The following is a 22,849-nucleotide window of genomic DNA, read 5'->3' on the forward strand; positions in this document are numbered from 1 at the left end:
TGCGCCCATCCCCCCTCTTATGAAACCGTGTACCCCGACGGGGCATTGAAGCCATGCTCATATGCGGCAGCCGTAATCCGGTTCTCAGCAAGGGATTTGTGAAATGTTTTCAGTCAAGGTTCTGGCCGGCGCGGCACTGGCGCTCGGCATCACCGCGGCCTCGGCGAGCGCTCAAGTGGTCGTGTCGTCGAAGATCGACACCGAAGGCGGCGTGCTCGGCAACATCATCCAGCTGGTGCTGAACGCCAACAACATCCAGACCACCGACCGCATCCAGCTCGGCGGCACCCCTGTGGTGCGCAAGGCGATCACCGCCGGCGAGATCGACATCTATCCGGAATACACCGGCAACGCCGCCTTCTTCTTCGAAAAGGCCGACGATCCCGTGTGGAAGGATGCGGCGAAAGCCTATGAGACGGCCAAGAAGCTCGACTACGATGCCAACAAGATCGTCTGGCTGTCGCCGTCGCCGGCCAACAACACCTGGGCGATCGCACTGCGCAAGGATGTCTCCGAGACCAACAAGCTGGCGACGCTGTCCGACTTCGGCAAATATGTCTCCGGCGGCGGCCAGGTGGTGCTGGCGGCCTCGGCCGAGTTCGTCAATTCGGCCGCCGCGCTGCCGGCGTTCCAGACCACCTATGGCTTCACCCTGAAGCCGGACCAGCTGATCACGCTGTCCGGCGGCGATACGGCGGCGACCATCGCCGCTGCGGCGAACCAGACCAACGGTGCCAACGCCGCCATGGTCTACGGCACCGATGGCGGCATCGCGCCGTCCGGCCTGGTCGTGCTCGAAGACGATAAGGGCGTGCAGCCGGTCTACCAGCCGGCGCCGATCATCCGCGAGGCGGTGCTGAAGGAGCATCCTGAGATCGAGACGCTGCTGAAGCCGGTCTTCGCCAAGCTCGATCTCGTCACCCTGCAGGAACTGAACGGCCGCGTGCAGGTCGGCGGCGAGCCGGCCAAGGGCGTCGCCGAAGATTTTTTGAAGAAGAACGGGTTTCTGAAGTAGTCAGCCCGTTTGGAAAATGACGCCGGTGCGAGGCGCCCCCCTCTGGCCTGCCGGCCATCTCCCCCACACGGGGGGAGATTGGATGCACGCTCGGCTTCCGCCAATCGCCAACGGGGAAGATGGATCGGCGGCAATGAAGCTGCCGATCTCCCCCCAAGTGGGGGAGATGTCCGGCAGGACAGAGGGGGGCGCGACGGAGCACGACGGTCCTGACGTCAGGTCCTCAAGTCGCCGCCATCGCATAGGTACGTCATGACCATCCGCTTCGACAAGCTCGGCGTGGTCATCGCCGTGATCGTTGCCTATGCTGCTTTCGCGGCGCCCTTCGCCACCTTCCGCGCCAACCGCATCGTGCCAGGCGAGGCACGCTCGATCCTCGACGCTCTGCCTGCGGTGACAGGCCCGCTGCTGCTGGCAATCGTGCTTATCGCGGCGCTCATCGCGCTGTTGAAGACACCGCTGATCCTGCGCCTTGCCGCAAGTGTGGCCGCGCTTGCAGCACTGGCGCTGCTGATCGGGGTCGCCGGCAGCTTCCTGACGCCTGAGGGCAACACCTTTGCCCGCATCTCGCCGGCCTCGGGTTTCTGGCTGCTCATCTTCGCCTTTACGCTTTTGCTCGCCGATGTGCTGACAAGGCTGAACCTGTCGCCAGGGGCGCGGATCGGCGTGCTCGTCGTCGCGACAGCGGCGATCGGCCTGCTGCTGGTCTCGGGAAGCTGGAACAGCCTGTCGATCCTCAAGGAATATGCCAACCGTGCCGACAGTTTCTGGGCGGAAGGCTCCAAGCATGTGACGCTGGCGCTGGGGTCGCTGGCGGCGGCGGTGATCGCAGGCCTGCCGCTCGGCATTCTCTGCCACCGCGTCGAGAAATTGCGGGCCGGCGTGCTCAACGTGCTGAACATCATCCAGACCATTCCCTCGATCGCGCTGTTCGGCCTGCTGATCGCGCCGCTCGGCTGGGTCGCGACGCATGTGCCCGGCGCTGCCTCCCTCGGCATTCGCGGCATCGGCACCGCGCCCGCCTTCGTCGCCCTGTTCCTCTATTCGCTGCTGCCGGTGGTGGCCAACACCGTGGTCGGTCTTGCCGGCGTGCCGCGCGCCGCCAACGACGCCGCGCGCGGCATGGGCATGACCGAGCGCCAGCGCCTGTTCGGCGTCGAATTTCCGCTGGCTTTCCCGGTGATCCTCACCGGCATCCGCATCGTGCTGGTCCAGAACATCGGCCTTGCCACCATTGCCGCGCTGATCGGCGGCGGCGGCTTTGGCGTGTTCGTGTTCCAGGGCGTTGGCCAGACGGCGATGGACCTGGTGCTGCTCGGCGCCATACCGACGGTGGCGCTCGCCTTTGCCGCCGCCATCATCCTCGACGCGGTGATCGAGATGACCTCCACCAAGAGACGCGAGGCACAACCGGCGTGATCGAGATCGAAGGCATTACCAAGCGCTATGATGCGACAACGGTGGTCGACGACGTGTCGATGGTGATCGAGCCGCGCACCATCGCCGTCATCGTCGGCACTTCCGGTTCCGGCAAGACGACGCTGCTTCGCATGATCAACCGGCTGGTCGAGCCGACCGCGGGCGTGATCAAGCTCGACGGCGCCGACAACCGCTCGCTGCCCGGCTATGAGCTGCGCCGCAGCATCGGCTACGCCATCCAGGGCCACGGGCTGTTTCCGCATCGCACGGTGGCGCAGAACATCGCCACCGTGCCGGTGCTGCTCGGCTGGGACAAGGCCCGCATCAAGGCCCGTGTCGACGAGTTGATGACGCTCTACCAGCTCGATCCCCAGGCGTTCGGGCCACGTTATCCGCACGAGCTCTCCGGCGGTCAGCAGCAGCGCGTCGGCGTCGCCCGCGCCCTTGCCGCGGAGCCTAACGTGCTGTTGATGGACGAGCCGTTCGGCGCGCTCGACCCGATCATCCGCAACAAGGCGCAGGAGGATCTTCTGGCGATCCAGAAGCGCTTCGGCACCACCATCATCCTCGTCACCCATGACATGGAAGAGGCGGTGCATATGGGCGACAAGATCGCGGTGATGGATGCCGGCAAGCTGGTGCAATATGCCAAGCCCGCCGAGATCCTGGCGAGGCCGGCCAGCGCTTTCGTCGAGAGCTTGGTCGGTGCCAGCGAAAAACCGTTCAGGCTGCTGTCGCTCGGCCGCGTGCGCGACGCCGTCGAGAAGGGCGGCGCCGAGGGCGAGGCGATCCCCGGCGACGCCAGCCAGCGCGATGCGCTGGCTGAGCTCCTCTGGTCGGGCCGCCCGGCGCTGCCGGTGAAAGGCGCCGACGGCAAGCCGCTCGGCCGCGTGACGGTGGACGGATTGGTGAAGCGCGCGGCGAGGCCGGCATGAAAGAGGCTGGCTTAAAAGCTTGGCTTCCATCGCTGCTCAGGCTTGTCCTGGTGGTCTTGCTCATTGCCTTCGTGACCAATCCCGATTGGTTCGAGCCGCTGCTGAAGCCGCTTACCGAGAACAACGCGCCAGTGATCTACAACCAGGGAAGCCTGCTGTCGCTGACGCTGCTGCATCTGAGGACCGTGCTGATCGCCACGGTGGCCGCGACCATCGTTGCTGTGGCGCTCGCCATCCTGGTCACCAGGCCAGCCGGCGTCGAATTCCTGCCGCTGTCGCGCAGCCTGGTCAATATCGGCCAGACCTTTCCGCCGGTGGCGGTGCTGGCGCTTGCCGTGCCGGCCGTCGGCTTCGGCGAGAAGCCGACGCTGATCGCGCTGTTTCTCTACGGCCTGCTGCCGATCTTCGAGAACGCGCTGACCGGGCTGACGACGCTGCCTGTCAACGTGGTCGAGGCGGCGCGCGGCGCCGGCATGACCGGCTGGCAAAGGCTGGTCAAGGTCGAGCTGCCGCTCAGCGCGCCGATCATTCTCGGCGGCATCCGGCTGTCGGTGGTCATCAGCCTCGCCACCGCGACAATCGGCTCGACCGTGGCGGCCAGGACGCTGGGCGAGGTGATCATCGCCGGTCTGTTGTCGAACAACCTCGCCTTCATCCTGCAAGGCGGCCTGATCGTCGCCGCCCTTGCTGTGCTGATCTATGACGGGCTGTCGGCGATCGAGCGCTACACCGCGCGCCGCATGGGGCAGGGGACGGCGTAGCGCCTTGGGCGAAGTTCGTTCGCCCGAACGCGCCGGGTGATCGAGCGTCACCTCGAGCGTGGTGCCCGTCTCGCCCGCAATCCAGCGGCGGCGGACGATGGCGAAATCATACTGTCCAGCGTCTGGAACGGCCAGCAGAAGGCTTTCATGTTCTACATGACCATGCTGGCGGTGCTGATCTTCGTCGTCCAGCCGGACGGCGACCTGCGCAAAGGCTGACGACCGCCAGCCGTTTTCAATCGATCTAATCGGGCGGCGGCGCCGGCGGGCGTGTCGCCGCCCATAGCTTTTGGGCGAAAGCCGGGCAAAAACCGAACAATATCTTGACGTTCACTGCCCTGTTTCGCATAAGCCGGTGCGAAGGGAGCGGATTCCGCGCGCGGAATCCGCTCCCTGTCTCAACGGCCCAGGGAGGGGTTCTTTTGGGTCATCAATCGAGGAAAATCCGGCAATGACCATAATTTCAGCTGTCATCGCCTGCGGTCTGCTTTCAGTCCTTTACGCCATCTGGGCGACACGTTCGGTCCTCGCGGCCGATCAGGGCAATGCACGCATGCAGGAAATTTCCGCGGCCATCCGCGAAGGCGCCCAGGCCTATCTGGCGCGCCAGTACACCACCATCGCCATCGTCGGTGTCGTGGTCCTGCTGCTCGCCTGGTGGCTGCTTTCGATCACCGCCGCCATCGGCTTCCTGATCGGCGCCGTCCTGTCGGGCGCCGCTGGCTTCATCGGCATGCACGTCTCGGTGCGCGCCAATGTGCGCACCGCGCAGGCGGCTTCCAACAGCCTCGCTGCCGGCCTCGAGATCGCCTTCAAGTCGGGCGCCATCACCGGCATGCTGGTCGCGGGCCTAGCGCTGCTCGGCGTCTCGATCTACTACCTGATCCTCACCCACTTCATGGGCCTTCAGCCCAACGACCGTGTCGTCATCGACTCGCTGGTTTCGCTCGGCTTCGGCGCCTCGCTGATCTCGATCTTCGCCCGTCTCGGCGGCGGCATCTTCACCAAGGGCGCCGACGTCGGCGGCGATCTCGTCGGCAAAGTCGAAGCCGGCATTCCCGAAGACGATCCGCGCAATCCGGCCACCATCGCCGACAACGTCGGCGATAATGTCGGCGACTGCGCCGGCATGGCCGCCGACCTGTTCGAGACCTATGCGGTGACGGTGGTCGCCACCATGGTACTCGCCGCAATCTTCTTCGGCGGCACCGCCGTACTCGGCGCCACGATGCTCTATCCGCTGGCCATCTGCGGCGCCTGCATCCTGACTTCCATCGTCGGCACTTTCTTCGTCAAGCTCGGCTCCAACGGCTCGATCATGGGCGCGCTCTACAAGGGCCTGATCGTCACCGGCCTGCTGTCCATTATCGGCCTCGGCGTCGCCACCTCGGTAACACTGGGCTGGGGCGAGATCGGCACGGTCGCCGGCATGGCCATCACCGGCAGGAACCTGTTCATCTGCGGCCTGATCGGCCTTCTGGTGACCGGCCTCATCGTGGTGATCACCGAATACTACACCGGCACCGACAAGCGCCCGGTGAACTCCATTGCCCAGGCTTCGGTCACCGGTCACGGCACCAACGTCATCCAGGGCCTTGCGGTCTCGCTGGAATCGACGGCGCTTCCGGCGATCGTCATCGTCGGCGGCATCATATCGACCTACCAGCTCGCCGGCCTCTACGGCACGGCGATCGCGGTCACCACGATGCTCGGCCTCGCCGGCATGATCGTCGCGCTCGACGCCTTCGGCCCGGTCACCGACAATGCCGGCGGCATTGCCGAGATGGCCGGCTTGCCCAAGGAAGTGCGCCAATCCACCGATGCGCTCGACGCTGTCGGCAACACCACCAAGGCGGTGACCAAGGGGTACGCCATCGGTTCGGCCGGTCTCGGCGCGCTGGTGCTGTTCGCGGCCTACTCTAATGACCTGAAGTTCTTTGCCGCCAATGGCGACAAATATCCTTACTTCCAGGGCATGGGCGAAGTCTCCTTCGACCTCTCCAACCCTTACGTCGTCGCCGGCCTGATCTTCGGCGGCCTAATCCCCTATCTGTTCGGCGGCATCGCCATGACGGCGGTCGGCCGCGCGGCAGGCGCCATCGTCGAGGAGGTGCGCAAGCAGTTCCGCGAGGATCCGGGCATCATGGCCGGCACGTCGAAGCCGAACTATGCGCGTGCGGTCGACCTTCTGACCAAGGCGGCGATCCGGGAAATGATCATTCCGTCGCTGCTGCCGGTGCTCGCGCCGCTGGTCGTCTATTTCGGCGTGCTGCTGATCTCGGGCTCGAAGGCGTCCGCCTTTGCAGCGCTCGGCGCCTCGCTGCTCGGCGTCATCGTCAACGGGCTGTTCGTCGCCATCTCGATGACCTCTGGCGGCGGCGCCTGGGACAATGCGAAAAAATCGTTCGAGGACGGCTTCACCGACAAGAACGGCGTCAAGCATCTCAAGGGCTCCGAGGCGCACAAGGCCTCGGTGACCGGCGATACGGTCGGCGATCCTTACAAGGACACCGCCGGCCCGGCGGTCAACCCGGCGATCAAGATCACCAACATCGTCGCCCTGCTGCTGCTGGCGGTGCTCGCGCACGGCTGAGGCCGCTCAGAGCAATTCCAGGAAAAGTGTGAAGCGGTTTTCCGTCCGGAATTGCGCAAAAACAAAGAGATAGAGCGGTTCGGCGTTTCCGTGAAACGATGAACCGCTCTAGCCCCAGGGCCGAAATCCAGACCGAACCCGCGGGAGCGATCCCGCGGGTTTTTCATTTTTGAATGTTTCGCGTGGCCTGCGACAATGGCTGCTGCCTCAAAACGAAAACCCGCAGGATCGCTCCCGNAGACCGAACCCGCGGGAGCGATCCCGCGGGTTTTTCATTTTTGAATGTTTCGCGTGGCCTGCGACAATGGCTGCTGCCTCAAAACGAAAACCCGCAGGATCGCTCCCGCGGGTTTTCGGTCGCCTGAGATGTTGCTGCTTCCAAGGAAGCAAAAGAGAGGAAGAAAGGCCGAAAGGAATCAGCCGCCGGGCATGCCGCCGCTACCGCCGGGTAGGCCGGGCGCCAGCTTGCTGGCGCCGTTGATGATCTGGCTGAGGAAGTTCTGGTCCTTGCCGCCGGTCGGCGTGGTCCGCGAGATGAAGTCGAACACCTTGCCGTCCTTCAAGCCGTAATTGGCGATCTGGGTAACGCGCCCGTCCTCGCCGAAATAGACGGCCAGCACCTTCTGGTCGACCAGCCTCGGCTTGTCGAAGGCGACGTAACGCTTGCGCGTCTGTGAGATGTAGTAGAAGGCCTCGTTGTCGAAAGTCGCCTTCGTCGATGGCGTGCCGAGCGCCAGAAGCACCTGTTCGCGGCTTGAGCCGACCGGCACCAGGTCGATCGCCTGCTGGTCGATGACGTAGCCCTGCGTCAGCGTCTCGCTCGGATTGAGATCACCGATCATCTTCGACGAGTTGCAGGCGGAAAGCGCCGAAGCGACCACCAGCAGCGAGATCGCGCCGGCGGACCTTGACAAAGCGGGCCTGGGCAGAAAAGTCGACTTGAATTTCAGCGCGCGCAACTACAACTCCATTAGCTGGCCGCAACTTGCGCTGGGCCGCAAAACCGGTAAACCAGCTTGCTCGCCGATGCAACAAGGCCAATTCAACAAACGGTCCCCGGGAGACCACCCTCAATGTTCCAGCGCCTTTTTGGTCGCGAACGTCACGCCAACCGCGCTATCACCGAGGCGCTTTACGCACAAATCGTGGCAGCGGCGCGGCAAACCGTGTTTTATTCCGACTGGAATGTACCGGACACGCCGCTTGGCCGCTTCGAGATGCTGTCGCTGCACATGTTCCTGTTTCAGCACCGGCTGCGCGGCGAGGGCGGCGTTGCCGGGGAGGTCGCGCAGGTGCTGATCGACGAGTTCTTCATGGATGTCGAGCATTCGCTGCGGGAACTGGGCGTCGGCGACGTCGGTGTGCCGAAGCGCATGAAGAAACTGGCGAAGATGTTCTACGGCCGCACCGCCGCTTATGACGATGCGCTGGAGCGAAATGACCACGACGCACTTTCTATTGCCCTTGCCCGCAATGTCAGGCCCGATGCCGGCGCCTGGCCGCAAGCAACGGATCTGGCCGGCTACGTCGCCGATGTCTCCAGGCGACTCGCGGAACAGCCGACCGAATCGATTGTTTCCGGCACGGTGGCATTCCCCGTCCCCAAGACTATCTAAGGAAAAGATGAAACACGCCGATTCCCAGAGCCCTGTGTCCTTCGTGGCCAATGTCGCTCGGCTGCCGCAAAAGGGGCTGCCGGTGGTGATCGAGGCCGACGCCGCGCAACGCGCCGCGCTGGCGGGCGAGCACGAGTTGCTCTCGGTCGAGAACTACCACGCCGAACTCCTGGTGACGCCATGGAAGCGCAACGGCGTCAAGGTTAGCGGCCGCGTCGAGGCCGACATCACCCAGGCCTGCATCGTCACCCTCGACCCGGTCGCGGCGCATATCGACGAGGCGGTCGACGGGTTGTTTCTGCCGGAGCAGTCCAAGCTCGGGCGGCAGGGTTTCGAGGGCGGCGGCGAGATACTGCTCGATGCCGAAGGGCCGGACAGCCCGGAGACGTTTTCCGGCAATACGATTGATGTCGGGGCGCTTGCCGAGCAGTTCTTTGGACTGGCGATCGATCCCTATCCGCGCAAGCAAGGCGTTTCGATGGAGGCTGCCGACGATGCCGGGACTGAGGAAAGCGAATTCCAGCAAAAGCTGCGTTCCCTGCTGGGAAAATCCTGAAAAGCCGACCCAATCGGAGAAAGCCGGTTGTGCGGCAGCCCAAAAACGCTATTTTCGCCGAACCTTCGCGAGCCCCAAACCATTGCCAGCGCCAGGCGCTCGCTCAAGCAAACTGTGAGATGAATACCGCGTGATCAGGATTTCCATCGATGCCATGGGCGGCGATCACGGACCAAGCGTGGTCATCCCGGCGCTCATGACGGTCGCGACCCGGCGTCCCGACATCCGTTTCGTCATCTATGGTCGCGAGGAGGCGGTGCGCCCCGAGCTCGCAAAATTCCCCAAGCTGGCGGAAGTGAGCGAGTTCATCCATTGCGAGATAGCAGTCAGGATGGACGACAAGCCGAGCCAGGCGCTGCGCCATGGCCGCTGGAAGTCGTCGATGTGGAAAGCCGTCGAGGCGGTCAAGGCAGGCACCGCCGACGCCTGCATCTCGGCCGGCAACACCGGCGCGTTGATGGCGATGTCGAGGTTCTGCCTTCGCACCATGGCGACCATCGACCGCCCGGCGATCGCGGCGCTCTGGCCGACATTGCGCGGCGAAAGCGTGGTGCTGGATGTCGGCGCCACCATCGGCGCGGATGCGCATCAACTGGTTGATTTTGCCATTCTGGGCACCGGCATGGCGCGCTCGGTTTTCGGCATCGAACGGCCGAGCGTCGGCCTGCTCAATGTCGGCGTCGAGGAGATCAAGGGCCAGGAAGAGGTCAAGGAGGCGGGCCGCATGTTGCGCGAAGCCAACATGGCCTCGATGAACTACCATGGCTTCGTCGAGGGCGACGACATCGGCAAGGGCACGGTCGACGTGGTCGTCACCGAAGGATTTGCCGGCAATATCGCGCTGAAGACGGCGGAAGGAACGGTACGACAGATCGCCGGTTACCTGCGCGCGGCGATGAACCGGACGCTGATGGCTAGGATTGGCTATATGTTCGCCAAGGGCGCCTTCGATCGCCTGCGCGAGAAGATGGATGTCGGCCGCTCCAATGGCGGTGTTTTCCTGGGGCTGAACGGCATCGTGGTGAAAAGCCATGGCGGGGCCGATTCGGACGGCTTTGCGGCGGCGATCGAGCTTGGCTACGACATGGTGCGCAACAATCTGCTCGATCGCATCGAAGCCGACCTCGACCTGTTCCATGCGCGCAATCCGCATGCCCAGACATCTAGGAAATCCGACGTCGTTGCCGACGCAGAGGAATAGGAAAGAGCCTTGATCAGATCAGTCGTGCGCGGCACAGGCGCCGCGCTGCCCCGCCGCATTATGAAGAATGCCGATTTCGAAGGCATGGTCGAGACGTCTGACGAATGGATCGCCCAGCGCACCGGCATCCGCCAGCGCCATATCGCGGCCGACGACGAGACGACGGCTTCACTGGGCGAGGCGGCGGCGCGCGCGGCGCTGGCCAATGCCGGCCTGACGCCAGCCGATATCGACTTGATCGTGCTGGCGACGTCGACGCCCAACAACACCTTTCCGGCGACCGCTGTCGAGATCCAGAACCGGCTCGGCATGCATCACGGCTTCGCCTTCGACATGCAGGCGGTATGCTCGGGCTTCGTCTACGCGGTGACGACCGCCGACCTCTATATCCGTGGCGGCCTGGCAAAACGCGTGCTGGTGATCGGCTCGGAAACCTTCTCGCGCATCCTCGACTGGAGCGACCGCTCGACCTGCGTCCTGTTCGGCGACGGCGCCGGCGCGATGGTGCTGGAAGCAGGAGAGGGGGCGGGCAGCATTGCTGACCACGGCGTGCTGGCGGCCAGCCTGCGCTCCGACGGGGCCCACAAGGACAAGCTGTTCGTCGACGGTGGACCATCGACCACCGGAACGGTGGGCCATCTCAGGATGGAGGGCCGCGAGGTGTTCAAGCACGCGGTCGGCATGATCACCGACGTCATCGAGGCGACGTTCGCACAGGCCGGCATCACCGCTGAGGATCTCGACTGGTTCGTGCCGCATCAGGCCAACAAACGAATTATCGACGCTTCCGCCAAAAAGCTCGGGATAGCAGAGCAAAAGGTGGTGGTCACGGTCGATCTGCACGGCAACACCTCGGCTGCTTCCGTGCCGCTGGCTCTGTCGGTGGCCGTCGCCGACGGCCGCATCAAGAAGGGTGACCTGGTGCTGATCGAGGCGATGGGCGGAGGCTTCACCTGGGGCGCGGTTTTGGTTCGCTGGTAAGTTTGCCGAACTGACAGGTTCGGTCCTTGACCTTGCCGGATCAATTACTTAGGCTCTATCTTTGCTTGTATCGATTTATATTTTTGAGCTGATGGGACGGTTCGCATGGGGGGAAAGACACTTACGCGCGCCGATCTTGCTGAAGCCGTTTATCGCAAGGTCGGCTTGTCGCGTACTGAATCGGCCGAGCTCGTCGAAGCGGTTCTGGATGAGATTTGCGAAGCGATCGTTCGCGGTGAGACGGTGAAATTGTCGTCGTTCGCGACGTTCCATGTCCGCTCCAAGAACGAGCGCATCGGGCGCAATCCCAAAACCGGCGAGGAAGTGCCAATCCTGCCGCGCCGCGTGATGACCTTCAAATCATCGAATGTGCTGAAGAACCGCATCCTGCGCGCCCATCAGAACAGCAAGGCCAAGGGCAGCAAATAGCGCCTGCGCTTCAAAGCCCGGTTGAAAACGATCGCCCGCTTTTACGCCGGGCTTGAATATTGTTTCATAAACCGCTGAAATAAGGCCCGATTCGGCAGAACAAGCCGGATTGGAATGGTTCTTTGTTGAGCATGATCTTGCCCGAAAACCGATTCCCACCTTTCGGGATCATGCTCCAGCGTGAGGATTTCGCCCATGGACAAGAGCCCCGATGCTTTCCGCACCATCAGTGAGGTCGCAGAAGATCTCGACCTGCCGCAGCACGTGCTGCGTTTCTGGGAAACGCGTTTCAACCAGATCAAGCCGATGAAACGCGGCGGCGGCCGCCGCTACTACCGGCCGCAGGATGTCGAACTGATCAAGGGCATCCGCCATATGCTCTACGACCAGGGCTATACGATCAAGGGCGTGCAGAAGCTGCTGCGCGAGAACGGAAACCACTTCCTGGTCGCTATCGGCAATGGCGACATGGCGGCCGTCGAGGCGATCTCGCAACGCCGGCAGGCCGATGCGGTGCCGCTGACGCCGGCGGCCCAGCCGCGCGGCGCCGATGATGAGATGCTGGTCGGCGAGCCCAAGGTGAAACCCAGCCGGCGCTTTTTCGGCCTGGGCAAAACCGACGACGAAGGTCCGGTGCAGCCGGGCACGTCGAAACTCTCGCGCGACAATCGCGCTTTGCTGCAGGAAGCACTGTTCGACCTTCTGGAGTGCAAGCGCCTGCTCGATCAGGTGCGCTAAGAGCCGATCGATCGCCGGCAAAACCGGAACTGCTTCCGGAATCATGCGTTCCTCCCGGAAAGGAAGGAAGCATATCATGGTATCATTTTCGACCCTCTCCGACATCGACCTTGAAAAGCAGGTCGCGGCCCTCTCCAGGGAACTGGCGGCGCTGAGGAAAGCCGTGTCCAGGCGGGGCGGCGCCTACTACGAGGACGGGCGTGACACAGCGTCGGACTATTATTCGGATCTTGCCGAGCGCTTCAGCGAGGCGCTGCCTGTGATCAGGAGGCAAAGCAGGGTGATAGAAAAGACAGCCCGCGAGCACCCGGCGACAGCGGCCGCTGTCGGGCTGGTTGTGGTCGGCCTCGTTGCCAGCCTGCTCCTCAGCCGACAGCAGAAAACGTCGCGAGCGACGTCGAGATCGGCACGTTGAGGCAAAAGAAAGTGGCGGCCATCCCGCGGACAGCCGCCACTTTCGTCGAGGTGGATCAGCGGGCGAGCTTGAGCCTGTTGTTCGGGCTGACCTGGGCGGTCTGGCTGCATTTGCCGTAGACAGTGCCGTTGGAATCGGTGGCATCCGTGTATGTGCCCTTGCAGTCGAGCTGCAGCACCAGGCAATGACCCGCGCCCTTACAAACCGCGCCGCCGCCGCTCGGATGCGTGCCGTCGGCGAAGGCCGAGCTCGGAACGGAAATCGAGCTGAAGGCCGAGACGACGATGGCAGCGGCGAGCGACAGGCGCTTGAAGTTCGAGATATTGGTCATTTGAGCATTTCCTTCTCTTGGATCGAGGATCGCCGTCCTGGCGTCCTTCCGGTTGGGGACCGCCTTTCTTGGCGTCCATACCGTCTTGGTGCGGCTCGGAGAGGAAAGGTTCACGCGTCAGTTCAAAAAAATGGCAGCTGCTGACGCGTTCTGCGCTTGGGTCAAGCTCCCGCCTCTGTTTCGATCCTTCCAAAACGACTGGCGTGCCGGCGACAGTCACCTAACGAGCGAGCGGCTTAGTCGAAGAATTCGACGATCGGCCAGTCGAAGAACCTGATCGGGATGGCGCCCCGCGCCGGCGCCGCTGAGACTGATGCCAGGGCCGCGCCGGTCCGGCATCACGATGCCGTGACGGTTCCTTTGGTGCTTGGCAAATCGTTAATGACCGGGCATTGTCGCGGCCGTCCCAGGCAACATCATTATTTGATCAAACTCTTTCAGACCACGGAGTTGCCAATGTCCCAAATAGCAAAAAAAGAACCCTTCTCCGAACTGGCGGCAATCGAAGCTACGCCTGATCACAGCGCCCTCAGAACCATCCGGGAAACCAGGGGATACAGCATGGAAGAGCTGTCTCTGACGTGCGGCCTGGCGGTCGATGAGATCGCGGACATCGAGAACGGCAAGAATGCCGATCCATCGAAGCTTCGACGAATAGCCTCTGCGCTTAGGCTTCCGGAAAACGCGCTGATCAATACAGCCGTGCTGACACAATCCGCGGAAAGTCGACCCGCCTCATAGCAGCGACGCCAGAGCATCAAACCATACGAGCAAACGAGCGTGATTCTGGATTTGAAGATCCTGAGTGCTGACGACATGCAACAGAGCAGGAACTTCAAATCCATCGCGCCGGGCATCGGCGTGACGGCCGCCGAATTCGGTTGACCCGAACCGGGTTATCACGATACATCGCGACCGGTCCGGAGTGTAGCGCAGCCCGGTAGCGCACTTGACTGGGGGTCAAGGGGTCGTCGGTTCGAATCCGGCCACTCCGACCAATAAGCCCTTGAAAGATAAGGCTTATTTGAAATCCGGGAAACTAACCAAGACGCGAAAACGGAAAAATGGGCCCACTCTGGGTCCAGCACGGCAAGCCGCAAAGGCCAAATAGCCGCAGGCGCCAATTGGGGTCATGGTGACGATTCGGCCTCGCCGTGGCATCCTTGCGCCATGTCGACGCAAGCTCGCCTCCGCCCCGCCCCCGTCCCGAACCCGTTTTACAGCCCCGCCCATCGCGAGGACGCCAGCAACCCGCGCACGATCGCGGCCGCCGTCAATGTCCGCGAATCGGCAATCACGACGCTGGCCGTTCGCGGCGCGCTCGATGCGGCTCAGGTCGCGGCGGCCGAGCGGTTCCGAGCATTGTGGGAGGCCATGGGCGGCGCGGGCGTCTCCTCGATCGATCCGGGCCGCATCGTCGTCGATGGCGGCAAGGTGCCGGACGGGATTAGCCAGCGCCAGATCGCGGCCTGATGCTAAACTACCGCTTAGGGTGGAAACTTGCCGTATGCGCGCCTGTCGGAACGACGTGATTGCGGCAAGGAGCGGACGTCGCCCCGCCTATGCGGCTTGCTCACTCTAGCGTCGGGGCGGTCCGCAGACCGTTGAATCGAATCGCTACGAAGCCCACGGGCAGACCTTAGCCTCCTGCGCTGAGCATTTCGATGATTGTTAAATCCAAACACAGGACGGTGGCCGTCGAGCGAGTTTTCAGCAGCCCATTTCCGCAACCCTATTAATGTGCAACTTGGGAAGCTGCCGACATCAATTCCTCGGGATTCAGCGCTCTGAAGGTGTTGAGGCCATCCTCCAGAACTTCAGTGAAGTTCCAGCGTACGATGCCCGCCCGGTCGATTAGGAACTGACCGACAAGCTGCGCCTGGCTGGAAGCCATCGCCTGCTGATCGACTTCCGTAATCTCATATCCTTCCTTCTTGTTAAGAAATTCATTCATTGCCATGACGTCCATAGGCTCGGGCAACTCGCCCGGGAGATGGAACGGTATCGCCATGACCTTGTCCATCCCGACCTCGCGCAAGCCGAAAGCACGGTGCGAGGCTCGCTCCGGGTCGGATGCGGCGAGAAGATCGGGTGCCGGGTGGTAACGGAAATAGAGCCGCGCCCGCTCGACCGGCGTATTGACCACAGCCAGGCATTCGACGCCTTTCTCACGCAGGGCCGGCTTGAGTTGCGCCATCGCCGCGACATGGCGCCGGCAGAACGGACAGTGCAGGCCTCGGAACAAACCGATCAACAACGGGCTACGGCCTCGAAAATCATCGAGCGCGATCTTGCCTTCGCGTGAGATCGCATTGAGCACAACATTCGGTGCCCGGTCGCCCGGCTGCAGCGGGCGGTCAACACTACTCGTGGACATGGACAACCTCCTCGCCCCGGGGTCAGTCAGGGAAAGCAGCACACCCAGCGTTTCGGAGGCGATCAAGTGCTGGGGCGAAAGCTTCCTGTGCCAAGGCAATAGCTTTCGACCTCTGCCATATTGCCGAGGTCGAGATTACGCGCGTTGTAAGCCCATCATAACACGAAAAAGCATCTGCGGGTGCCGCCAAATGTGGTGAATTACCTTACGCGAGCGCACTCCCGAATGCTCTTGCGCTGAAGGTCAGGTTCCCGACCTCGATTTGGAGGTTCGGGTCGTCGGTTCGAATCCGGCCACTCCGACCATTTCAAAACTTAGACTTGTCCCCAGAAATCGATCATGTCCCAGCCGCTGGCACAGGCAGCTCCACCGGCCGCAACTGCCGCTGATGGCGGTACTCGAGCGCGATGGCGCCCCAGATTAGTCCCAGCAGCAGATAGACGTGGCGCCAGTGATCGATGTCGATGAAGGTGCCCAGGCCGATATTGCCGATGAAGGCAACATAGGCGCACAGAAGATAGGGCTGCCACGCCCTGTCGCGCAGGAGAATGCGGAAGCCAGCCGCTATCGTCCAGCAGGTCAGAGTCAGGAACGATACAAAGCCGAGCCAGCCATAGTCCATCAGCATCTTCAGCCAGATGTCGTGCGTGTCCTCGCCGAAAATCGTGCCGAAGACGAGCGGGCCGATGCCGAGCGGATGCTCCAGCGCCATCTGGAAACCCATCGTGTAGCGCGCGAAACGGCCGAGGCGGGCGGTATCGTAGCTCTGTTCCAGTTGGGCGCGGCTGGAAAACATTTCCGAAACACCCGGCAGCTGCAGGATGACGAGCATCGCGATCACCAGCAGCGAGATGGCGGCGATGGTCATGACGACGACGCGCAACCGGAACATACCGCTGGCGCTCTGCAGGAACAGTGCGCCGGTGAGCAGGATTGCCGAGACGCCGAACATGCCCCAGGCACCGCGCGAGAAGGAGAAGAAAATGCCGGCCGTTATGATCAGCAGCGGCACCGCCAGCAAGGGCATGCGTGAGACGGGGCCCGTCAGCATGAGATAGAGCAGATAGATGCCGGGTAGCACCAGGAACGGCCCGAACACGTTCGGATCCTGGAAGGCGCCGGTGGCGCGGTCGTATTTGGTGAATATCTCCGCCCCTGGGAAGGCATGGAAATAGCCTGCTATGCCGAGCAGAGAGGTCAGCGCCGCCGATATCACATAGGCCAGGAAGATCGACCGGTAGAGACTGGGCTGGACCGATGTCACCGAGGCGACGAACACCGCGGTGAAGGCAAGGAACAGCGACACTGAGAGATAGAGCGGGGCGCCGGTAATATCCGACATCTGGGTCATCGAGATCATGCCGCCAATGTTCATGATCACCAGCAGCACCAGCAGCGGCGCTGCCGCGCGCGATATGCGCAGGCCGAACAAGGCCCACACCACGATCAGCCCGGCCATGTAGATGTCGTATGGGGCAGGCTCGGCAATGACGAAGCCGGACAGGAAGACGCCTAGGAAAACCGCGCCCGACGCAATCAGCGCAATCAGCTTGGCATTGACTGCGGCCGGCGGCAGTTCATGCGTGACGGCGCTCAATAAGCATTTTCCGTGTTGAGCAGCCGGATCGGTGTCAGGAACAGGATCCTCAGGTCGAACAGCAGCGACCAGTTCTCGATATAATAGAGGTCATACTCCGTCCGCATGCGGATCTTCTCATTGGTGTCCATCTCGCCGCGCCAGCCATTGATCTGCGCCCAGCCGGTGACGCCGGGCTTGACCTTGTGGCGTGCGAAATAGCCGTCGACCACCTCATTGTAGAGAAGGTTGTGCGACTGGGCGGCAATGGCGTGCGGGCGCGGCCCGACCAGCGACAGCGAACCGAAAAGCGAATTGAAGAACTGCGGCAGCTCGTCGATCGAGGTCTTGCGGATGAAGCGGCCGACGCGGGTGACGCGCGGGTCGTTCTTGGTCACCGTCTGCTTGGCCGTCGGGTCCGCCTTGTCGGTATACATCGAACGGAACTTGTAAACCTCGACGATCTCGTTGTTGAAGCCATGCCGCTTCTGGTGGAACAGCACCGGTCCCTTGCTGTCGAGCTTGATGGCGATCGCGGTCACCAGCATGACCGGAGAGAACACGATGATGCCGATGATCGAGAAGACGATGTCGAAGGCGCGCTTGGCGACCGAATCCCAGTCGTTGATCGGCTTGTCGAAGATATCGAGCATCGGCACGGAGCCGATGTAGGAATAGGCGCGCGGCCGGAACTGCAGCGCGTTCGAATGCGCCGAGAGCCGGATATCGACCGGCAGCACCCACAGCTTCTTCAAAAGCTGCAGGACGCGCGATTCGGCGGTCAGCGGCAGCGACACGATCAGCATGTCGATGCGGGCGATGCGGGCGAACTCGATGAGCTCGGAAACGGTGCCGAGCTTTGGGTAGCCGGCGACGATGGGTGGCGAGCGCTTGTCGCCGCGGTCGTCGAAGATGCCGCAGATGCGGATGTCGTTGTAGGGCTGCCTTTCGACGGAGCGGATCAGGACTTCCGCCGCCGTGCCGCCGCCGACGATGACGGCGCGGCGCTCCATGCGCCCGTCGCGCGCCCAGCGCCGGATAAGCTTCGACATCAGCAGCCTGAGCCCGAAGATCAGCAAGAAGCCGACGACGAACCAGGTGCCGAAAAACAGGCGCGAATAGTCTTCCGACGTTTTCATGACGAATGCCGTGAGCGCCATCAAGGCGAATGTCCCCGCCCAGACCAGCAGGAGACGGCCGAAATTGGCGATCGGGCGCATCAGCGAGACGATCTGGTAGCAGTCGGTGACGTCGAGCAGCACCACGGCAAGGAACGAGGCGGCGGCGATCGTCAGCGGATATTGCCAGGCGAGATGGCTGAAGAAGCCGACATAGTAGAAATAGACGCAGAGACCCGACAGGAACAGCAGCGCGAATTCGACCAGTCGCAAGACGCCGCTGACCATGATCGGCGACATGGTATCGCGCCTGTATTGCGACGCGACCTGACGGGCGACGTCGTTCATCCCGCCAAGGCTATCGCCATTCGCCGGGCCGTCGAATTTACGCACCGCGTCTATCGAAAAGCGGCGTGCGGGATCGATCTCGTTCATGGGTGCATCCGCAAAGCTTCCCTCAGGTGAATAGCAAAAGAGAGCTAAGAAACCCTTGAAACAACAGGTGGCTTTGGAGAAGCTTTTAGGGCTAACGCTTGAGCGCGGCGAAATAGGCCGTCTCAATCGCGGCTGCCATCACGTCGGCGCCGAATCGCGCCTTGAGGTCGGCGGTGTCGGGCATCAGGGCGCCATAGGCTTTGGGGTCGGCCAGCGCCGCGCTCATCTTGTCGCCGAGCTCGCGCGGGTCGGGCCGGATCAGGGCAGGGGAACCGGCGCCAAGGATTTCCGGGATGCCGCCGACGGCGGTGGCGATCATCGATTTGCCGGCGGCGAGCGTCTCCAGCACGATATAGGGCATGGCTTCCGCGCGCGAGGGAACGACAACCAGTTCGGCCAGCGCGAAGGCTTTGCGCGCCGGCATCGGCGGCAGGAAGCGCACATGGCCTTCGAGCCCGAGCCGCTTCACCTGCGCATGGTAGCGCGGCAGGTCGTCGCCGTCGCCGACCATCACCGCTTTCAACGGGCGGCCAAGCCGCGTTGCGGCAAGAACCAGCGCATCGATGAAGATGTCCGGTCCCTTGAGGTCGCGCATCATGCCGATATAGAGGACATCGGCCGCATTCTGCTCAGTCCGCACCGGCTCGAACTCGGCGGCGCGCAAGCCGTTGTGGACAAGGTTGTTCGGTGTGGGCGGCTCGCCGACCTTCCTGCGATAAGTCTGTCTTTCATAGTCGGAGACAAACAGAAGATAGTCGGTGAAGCGCGCCATGAACCGTTCGAGCGCGAAGAACAGCTTCCCCGCGACGGTGGTCTCGTCATAGTGAAGAGAGCCGCCGTGGGGCGAATAAACGCGGGCTACGCGAGACCTTGATACCCGCAACAATGAGCCGAACAGGCGGGCATAGGCGCCACCCTTGGCGCCGTGCCCGTGGAGCACGTCCGGCCGCAATTCCTTGATAATCCCAAAGGTGCGCCAGGCCGAGGCGAGGTCGCCCGGCCCGACATGCCGCTGCATCGGTGTGCGATGGATGCCGAGCGCCATTCTGCCTTTCATTTGTTCGAACAGGTGTTCCTCGAAATCGCCGCCCGTCGTCGAATCGCAGACGATGCCGACCAAATGCCCGGCGGCGACCTGCGCCTCGGTCAGGTCGCGCACATGACGAAAAATCCCTCCGACAGGTGAGCGAAAGCAGTGGACGATCCTGAGTGTGTCCGCCACGTGGTCTAGAACAGGCGTTCGCGAACGTAGACCGTGTCACCGGGCAGAAGCGGGTCGGAGGTGGCCACGCGACCGGTCATGACCTTGCCGTTGATGTCGCGGGTGATGTCGACGCTTTCCTGGTTGGCGCGCGGGCTGAAACCGCCGGCGATAGCGATCGCCTTTTGCACGGTCAGGCCGGGAACATAGGAGTATTGGCCCGCGGCACCGACTTCGCCCATGATGAAGATCGGCCGGTAGCGGTCTATCTCGACCGAAACGTCCGGATCGCGTAAATAACCCTGGCGCAATTTGTCGGCGATCTCGCCTTCGAGCTGCTGTGCGGTGTGGCCGCGCGCCGGCACGGCGCCGACGAGCGGGATCGACAGGTAGCCGGATTGGTCGACGCTGTAGACGTTGGTCAATCCTTCCTGCTCGAACACGGTGACGCGGACCCGGTCGCCGGCGCCGAGGCGATAGGGCTGGTCGAGCATTTTATGAAAGGCGGCCGGCGCCGGCCGGTAGCTGGAGCAGCCGGCAAGCAACGACACGGCGAGCAGCGCGTGGAAGAGGGAAGCAGTGCTTTTCATGACCGGACACGTACCTTCGACTGGCCGCTGTTACGCCGCGGCAAACTTTGGGAGTCGAGGTCCGTTATCATCCCGTTAGGGTTAATGGCCGGTAAAGGCGCGCAGCGGAAGCGGCGGCATCCGACAAAAGACGACCGGTTTCGATGCTTTTATTGCCGCTTGCGAGTAAAACCTAACAGATGCTTACCGCGATATTAACGGCTGAGTTACCATAGTTGTTTACCGTGCATCCTGACCAATGCATGTCGCCCAAAAGTGCGCAGCGGTTTTGGGACAACGACATGCATGAAAACAATAGCTTAAAGCGCGTCACCTGACCTGTTCAAACGCGACGCGCTTTAAGTACCGGAGCAGGATGCATGTCCGTTCAATCCGCGGCCGCAGATGTCGACGTCGATCTTAGGCAGCTCTTCGCAAGCCTGGCGAGGAACTGGCTGCGCATTCTTGTCGTGGCGCTTGTAGTAACCGGCCTGGCGCTCGCGCTCGCCTGGCTCGCCACGCCGCATTACACGGCCGAAACACGGCTTTTGATCGAAACGCGCGAATCCGTCTACACGCGCCCCGACGGCACCAACAACGACGACAGGCCGATTCTCGACGAGGAAGGCGTGACCAGTCAGGTCGAGGTCATTTCCTCGACCGACATCCTCAAGCAGGTGGCGCAGAAGCTCAATTTATCGCGGCTTGCCGAGTTCGACGAGGCGGCTGACATGCCGGTGTTGAGTCGTCTGCTCGTCATTGCCGGCCTGAAAAGCGACCCCAACGAGATTCCGCCGGAAGAACGCGTGCTGAAGACCATGCGCGAGAAGCTCAACGTCTATCGTGTTGAAAAATCGCGCGTTATCGTCATCGAATTCTCCTCGGAAAACCCCAGGCTTGCCGCCGAAATTCCGAACGCCATCGCCGACGCCTACATCTCCGTCCAGGGCAATGCCAAGACCGAATCGAATTCCGCTGCAACCGATTGGCTGGCGCCTGAGATCGCCGACCTGTCAAAGCGGGTGAAGGATGCCGAGGGCAAGGTGGCAAGCTACCGCGCCCAGTCCGATCTTTTGATGGGCGGCAACAATTCGGTGCTCGCCACGCAACAGCTTTCCGAACTGTCCAGCGAACTGTCGCGGGTGCGCGCCAATCGCGCCTCGGCGGAAGCGACTGCCGACGGCGTGCGCAGGGCGCTGCAGAATGGCGGCTCGCTGGATGCGGTGCCGGAGGTGCTGTCTTCCGAACTCATCCAGCGTCTGCGCGAGCGGCAGGTCGAGCTCAAGACCAATATCGCCGACCTTTCCACCTCCTTGCTCGACAATCATCCACGTATCCGGGCGCTGAGGTCGCAGCTTGCCGATCTCGATCGCCAGATCCGCAACGAGGCGGAAAAGATCATGAGAGGGCTGATGACGCAGGCGCAGACCGCCCAGGCCCGCGAAAATCAGCTTGTCGCCGACGTCAACACCCTGAAGGCCGCATCGGCGCGCGCCGGCGACCAGCAGGTCGAACTGGACGCGCTGCAGCGCGAAGCGACCGCCCAGCGCCAGTTGCTCGAATCCTACCTGACCCGCTACCGCGAGGCATCCTCGCGCAAGGACAGCAACTATCTTCCGGTCGATGCGCGTGTCTTTTCCCGCGCGGTGGCGCCGTCCGAGCCCTATTTCCCAAAAATCCTGCCGATCGCCGGTGCAGCCTTCGTCGGCTCGTTGCTGCTCATGGCGATCGTGACGCTTCTGCAAGAGCTGTTTTCGGGTCGCGCCATGCGGCCGGCCGCCGGCGCCCGCTTCGAGCGGATCGAGCAGGTCGCGATGCCCGTTGCTAGGCAGGAGCCGGCCGACATCGAAGAAGGCGATATCGAAGAGGTCGAGGACCGGGCGGCGGAAGCGGAGGCAGAGCCGGAAGCGGTTGCCGCAGTGCAAGCAACGGCCCCAGCAACTGGCGAGGTCGTCGAGCCGGCGCGCCCCACTCTTGGCGAAGTCGAGATCGACAAGGCGGTGGAGAAACTGATCTCAAGCGGTGCTGCACGCGCCATATTCGTGTCGCCGGAAGGCGACGAGGCGGCCGCCTCGGCGGTGCTGGTGGCGCGAGAGGTTTCCGACGCCGGCCTGCGTGTGCTCCTGCTCGATCTTACCGCTTCGGGCGCCGCCTCGCGGCCGATGCTGGACAGCGGGCTTTTCCCGGGCATCACCAATCTGCTCGCCTCGGAAGCGCAATTCAGCGACGTGATCCATCCCGATCTCTATTCGGACTGCCACGTCATTCCCGTCGGCACTGCCGATCCGGTCCGCGCAATGCGCGCCGCCGACCGGCTGCCGATCATCATGCAGTCGCTGACCACCGCCTACGATCTGGTCGTGGTCGAATGCGGACCCACCGACGCGCAAGGCATCGGCCGCCTTGTCGGCGAGGGCACCGAGGTCTTCCTGTCGATGCTGGAGCCGGACGACGAGGTTACGCATGCCGCGGTCGAGCTGATCGAGAGCGGCTATCCCGACCTGACGCTGGTGACGCCGGTCGGCCATGCGACGCCAGGGACGCCGGTGCCGGGACGGCGCTCCGCCGCCTGAGACGGTTCGA

At 62.9% G+C, this 22,849-nt stretch carries 23 protein-coding genes and 1 tRNA gene; 17 read left to right on the forward strand and 7 right to left on the reverse strand.

The window, feature by feature from the left end:
- The first annotated feature begins 103 nt into the window (after positions 1-103).
- From osmF to CIT25_RS17465, 6 genes are all read left to right on the forward strand, one after another.
- The gene (osmF, locus tag CIT25_RS17435) at positions 104-1,015 is read left to right on the forward strand and encodes a glycine betaine ABC transporter substrate-binding protein OsmF (RefSeq protein WP_095485771.1); all 912 of its coding nucleotides are present in this window, start codon (positions 104-106) and stop codon (positions 1,013-1,015) included.
- 252 nt (positions 1,016-1,267) lie between these two features.
- Positions 1,268-2,434 (forward strand): ABC transporter permease, encoded by a 1,167-nt coding sequence (locus tag CIT25_RS17445; RefSeq protein ID WP_095485773.1) that lies wholly within the window; start codon positions 1,268-1,270, stop codon positions 2,432-2,434.
- A complete protein-coding gene (locus CIT25_RS17450) occupies positions 2,431-3,369 on the forward strand; it encodes an ABC transporter ATP-binding protein (RefSeq protein ID WP_095485774.1) in 939 nt (312 codons plus the stop codon). The genes CIT25_RS17445 and CIT25_RS17450 overlap by 4 nt, the downstream gene beginning before the upstream one ends.
- On the forward strand, positions 3,366-4,130 hold the full coding sequence (locus CIT25_RS17455) for an ABC transporter permease (RefSeq protein WP_095485775.1): 765 nt from the start codon (positions 3,366-3,368) through the stop codon (positions 4,128-4,130). Before CIT25_RS17450 ends, CIT25_RS17455 begins: the two co-directional genes overlap by 4 nt.
- Positions 4,131-4,166: 36 nt before the next feature.
- Positions 4,167-4,349 (forward strand): DUF2165 family protein, encoded by a 183-nt coding sequence (locus CIT25_RS37525; protein WP_095485776.1) that lies wholly within the window; start codon positions 4,167-4,169, stop codon positions 4,347-4,349.
- 232 nt (positions 4,350-4,581) lie between these two features.
- On the forward strand, positions 4,582-6,723 hold the full coding sequence (locus CIT25_RS17465; RefSeq protein ID WP_095485777.1) for a sodium-translocating pyrophosphatase: 2,142 nt from the start codon (positions 4,582-4,584) through the stop codon (positions 6,721-6,723).
- A gap of 416 nt (positions 6,724-7,139) precedes the next feature.
- On the opposite strand, the gene CIT25_RS17470 is transcribed toward CIT25_RS17465, so the two are convergent.
- Positions 7,140-7,682 carry an outer membrane protein assembly factor BamE gene (locus tag CIT25_RS17470; RefSeq protein WP_095485778.1) on the reverse strand — a complete coding sequence of 181 codons (543 nt, stop codon included), beginning with the start codon at positions 7,680-7,682 and terminating at the stop codon, positions 7,140-7,142.
- A 114-nt stretch (positions 7,683-7,796) separates the two neighbouring features.
- Between CIT25_RS17470 and CIT25_RS17475 the strand changes: the two genes are divergently transcribed.
- The 7 genes from CIT25_RS17475 to CIT25_RS17505 all read left to right on the forward strand — a co-directional run bounded on the left by CIT25_RS17475 (position 7,797) and on the right by CIT25_RS17505 (position 12,659).
- Positions 7,797-8,339: a ubiquinol-cytochrome C chaperone family protein gene (locus CIT25_RS17475; RefSeq protein ID WP_095485779.1), complete on the forward strand. Its 543-nt coding sequence runs from the start codon at positions 7,797-7,799 to the stop codon at positions 8,337-8,339.
- A 7-nt stretch (positions 8,340-8,346) separates the two neighbouring features.
- Positions 8,347-8,895, forward strand: coding sequence for a YceD family protein (locus tag CIT25_RS17480; protein WP_095485780.1), 549 nt, complete (start codon positions 8,347-8,349; stop codon positions 8,893-8,895).
- Between the two features lie 130 nt (positions 8,896-9,025).
- Positions 9,026-10,096: a phosphate acyltransferase PlsX gene (gene plsX / locus CIT25_RS17485; protein ID WP_095485781.1), complete on the forward strand. Its 1,071-nt coding sequence runs from the start codon at positions 9,026-9,028 to the stop codon at positions 10,094-10,096.
- A gap of 9 nt (positions 10,097-10,105) precedes the next feature.
- Positions 10,106-11,077 (forward strand): beta-ketoacyl-ACP synthase III, encoded by a 972-nt coding sequence (locus CIT25_RS17490; RefSeq protein ID WP_095485782.1) that lies wholly within the window; start codon positions 10,106-10,108, stop codon positions 11,075-11,077.
- A 105-nt stretch (positions 11,078-11,182) separates the two neighbouring features.
- Positions 11,183-11,506, forward strand: coding sequence for an integration host factor subunit alpha (locus tag CIT25_RS17495; RefSeq protein WP_095485783.1), 324 nt, complete (start codon positions 11,183-11,185; stop codon positions 11,504-11,506).
- Between the two features lie 195 nt (positions 11,507-11,701).
- A complete protein-coding gene (locus CIT25_RS17500) occupies positions 11,702-12,244 on the forward strand; it encodes a MerR family transcriptional regulator (RefSeq protein WP_095485784.1) in 543 nt (180 codons plus the stop codon).
- 76 nt (positions 12,245-12,320) lie between these two features.
- A complete protein-coding gene (locus CIT25_RS17505; RefSeq protein ID WP_095485785.1) occupies positions 12,321-12,659 on the forward strand; it encodes a hypothetical protein in 339 nt (112 codons plus the stop codon).
- A gap of 55 nt (positions 12,660-12,714) precedes the next feature.
- On the opposite strand, the gene CIT25_RS17510 is transcribed toward CIT25_RS17505, so the two are convergent.
- Positions 12,715-12,990 (reverse strand): hypothetical protein, encoded by a 276-nt coding sequence (locus CIT25_RS17510; RefSeq protein WP_095485786.1) that lies wholly within the window; start codon positions 12,988-12,990, stop codon positions 12,715-12,717.
- A 282-nt stretch (positions 12,991-13,272) separates the two neighbouring features.
- On the opposite strand from CIT25_RS17510, the gene CIT25_RS37530 reads away from it, so the two are divergent.
- The 3 genes from CIT25_RS37530 (at position 13,273) to CIT25_RS17525 (ending at position 14,463) form a co-directional block, all read left to right on the forward strand.
- Positions 13,273-13,731: a helix-turn-helix domain-containing protein gene (locus CIT25_RS37530; RefSeq protein WP_245329885.1), complete on the forward strand. Its 459-nt coding sequence runs from the start codon at positions 13,273-13,275 to the stop codon at positions 13,729-13,731.
- A gap of 180 nt (positions 13,732-13,911) precedes the next feature.
- Positions 13,912-13,988, forward strand: a tRNA-Pro gene (locus tag CIT25_RS17520).
- Positions 13,989-14,160: 172 nt separating this feature from the next.
- Positions 14,161-14,463, forward strand: coding sequence for a hypothetical protein (locus tag CIT25_RS17525; RefSeq protein ID WP_095485787.1), 303 nt, complete (start codon positions 14,161-14,163; stop codon positions 14,461-14,463).
- A gap of 262 nt (positions 14,464-14,725) precedes the next feature.
- Here the strand turns inward: CIT25_RS17525 and CIT25_RS17530 are convergent, their stop codons facing one another.
- The 5 genes from CIT25_RS17530 to CIT25_RS17550 all read right to left on the reverse strand — a co-directional run bounded on the left by CIT25_RS17530 (position 14,726) and on the right by CIT25_RS17550 (position 20,287).
- Positions 14,726-15,367, reverse strand: coding sequence for a peroxiredoxin-like family protein (locus CIT25_RS17530; RefSeq protein ID WP_095485788.1), 642 nt, complete (start codon positions 15,365-15,367; stop codon positions 14,726-14,728).
- Between the two features lie 337 nt (positions 15,368-15,704).
- Positions 15,705-16,964, reverse strand: a complete 1,260-nt coding sequence (locus CIT25_RS17535) for an O-antigen ligase family protein (RefSeq protein WP_095485789.1) — start codon at positions 16,962-16,964, stop codon at positions 15,705-15,707.
- Positions 16,961-18,496, reverse strand: coding sequence for an undecaprenyl-phosphate glucose phosphotransferase (locus tag CIT25_RS17540; protein ID WP_095485790.1), 1,536 nt, complete (start codon positions 18,494-18,496; stop codon positions 16,961-16,963). Before CIT25_RS17540 ends, CIT25_RS17535 begins: the two co-directional genes overlap by 4 nt.
- A gap of 91 nt (positions 18,497-18,587) precedes the next feature.
- A complete protein-coding gene (locus tag CIT25_RS17545; protein ID WP_095485791.1) occupies positions 18,588-19,718 on the reverse strand; it encodes a glycosyltransferase family 4 protein in 1,131 nt (376 codons plus the stop codon).
- Between the two features lie 5 nt (positions 19,719-19,723).
- Complete coding sequence (locus CIT25_RS17550; protein ID WP_095485792.1) at positions 19,724-20,287, reverse strand: polysaccharide biosynthesis/export family protein; 564 nt, start codon at positions 20,285-20,287, stop codon at positions 19,724-19,726.
- A gap of 359 nt (positions 20,288-20,646) precedes the next feature.
- Between CIT25_RS17550 and CIT25_RS17555 the strand changes: the two genes are divergently transcribed.
- On the forward strand, positions 20,647-22,839 hold the full coding sequence (locus tag CIT25_RS17555) for a GumC family protein (protein WP_095485793.1): 2,193 nt from the start codon (positions 20,647-20,649) through the stop codon (positions 22,837-22,839).
- Positions 22,840-22,849 lie beyond the last annotated feature (10 nt).

Origin of the sequence: Mesorhizobium mediterraneum, from assembly GCF_002284565.1 — a bacterium.
In the GTDB taxonomy this organism is placed as follows: domain Bacteria; phylum Pseudomonadota; class Alphaproteobacteria; order Rhizobiales; family Rhizobiaceae; genus Mesorhizobium; species Mesorhizobium mediterraneum.

Coding starts and splice junctions, on each gene's coding strand:
- CIT25_RS17455 (WP_095485775.1), top strand. CDS start 3,366: ATGAAAGAGGCTGGCTTAAAAGCTTGGCTTCCATCGCTGCTCAGGCTT.
- CIT25_RS17445 (WP_095485773.1), top strand. CDS start 1,268: ATGACCATCCGCTTCGACAAGCTCGGCGTGGTCATCGCCGTGATCGTT.
- CIT25_RS17540 (WP_095485790.1), bottom strand. CDS start 18,496: ATGAACGAGATCGATCCCGCACGCCGCTTTTCGATAGACGCGGTGCGT.
- CIT25_RS17525 (WP_095485787.1), top strand. CDS start 14,161: ATGTCGACGCAAGCTCGCCTCCGCCCCGCCCCCGTCCCGAACCCGTTT.
- CIT25_RS37530 (WP_245329885.1), top strand. CDS start 13,273: ATGGCGCCCCGCGCCGGCGCCGCTGAGACTGATGCCAGGGCCGCGCCG.
- CIT25_RS17505 (WP_095485785.1), top strand. CDS start 12,321: ATGGTATCATTTTCGACCCTCTCCGACATCGACCTTGAAAAGCAGGTC.
- CIT25_RS17465 (WP_095485777.1), top strand. CDS start 4,582: ATGACCATAATTTCAGCTGTCATCGCCTGCGGTCTGCTTTCAGTCCTT.
- CIT25_RS17510 (WP_095485786.1), bottom strand. CDS start 12,990: ATGACCAATATCTCGAACTTCAAGCGCCTGTCGCTCGCCGCTGCCATC.
- CIT25_RS17530 (WP_095485788.1), bottom strand. CDS start 15,367: ATGTCCACGAGTAGTGTTGACCGCCCGCTGCAGCCGGGCGACCGGGCA.
- CIT25_RS17555 (WP_095485793.1), top strand. CDS start 20,647: ATGTCCGTTCAATCCGCGGCCGCAGATGTCGACGTCGATCTTAGGCAG.
- osmF (WP_095485771.1), top strand. CDS start 104: ATGTTTTCAGTCAAGGTTCTGGCCGGCGCGGCACTGGCGCTCGGCATC.
- CIT25_RS17550 (WP_095485792.1), bottom strand. CDS start 20,287: ATGAAAAGCACTGCTTCCCTCTTCCACGCGCTGCTCGCCGTGTCGTTG.
- CIT25_RS17500 (WP_095485784.1), top strand. CDS start 11,702: ATGGACAAGAGCCCCGATGCTTTCCGCACCATCAGTGAGGTCGCAGAA.
- CIT25_RS17475 (WP_095485779.1), top strand. CDS start 7,797: ATGTTCCAGCGCCTTTTTGGTCGCGAACGTCACGCCAACCGCGCTATC.
- CIT25_RS17480 (WP_095485780.1), top strand. CDS start 8,347: ATGAAACACGCCGATTCCCAGAGCCCTGTGTCCTTCGTGGCCAATGTC.
- CIT25_RS17495 (WP_095485783.1), top strand. CDS start 11,183: ATGGGGGGAAAGACACTTACGCGCGCCGATCTTGCTGAAGCCGTTTAT.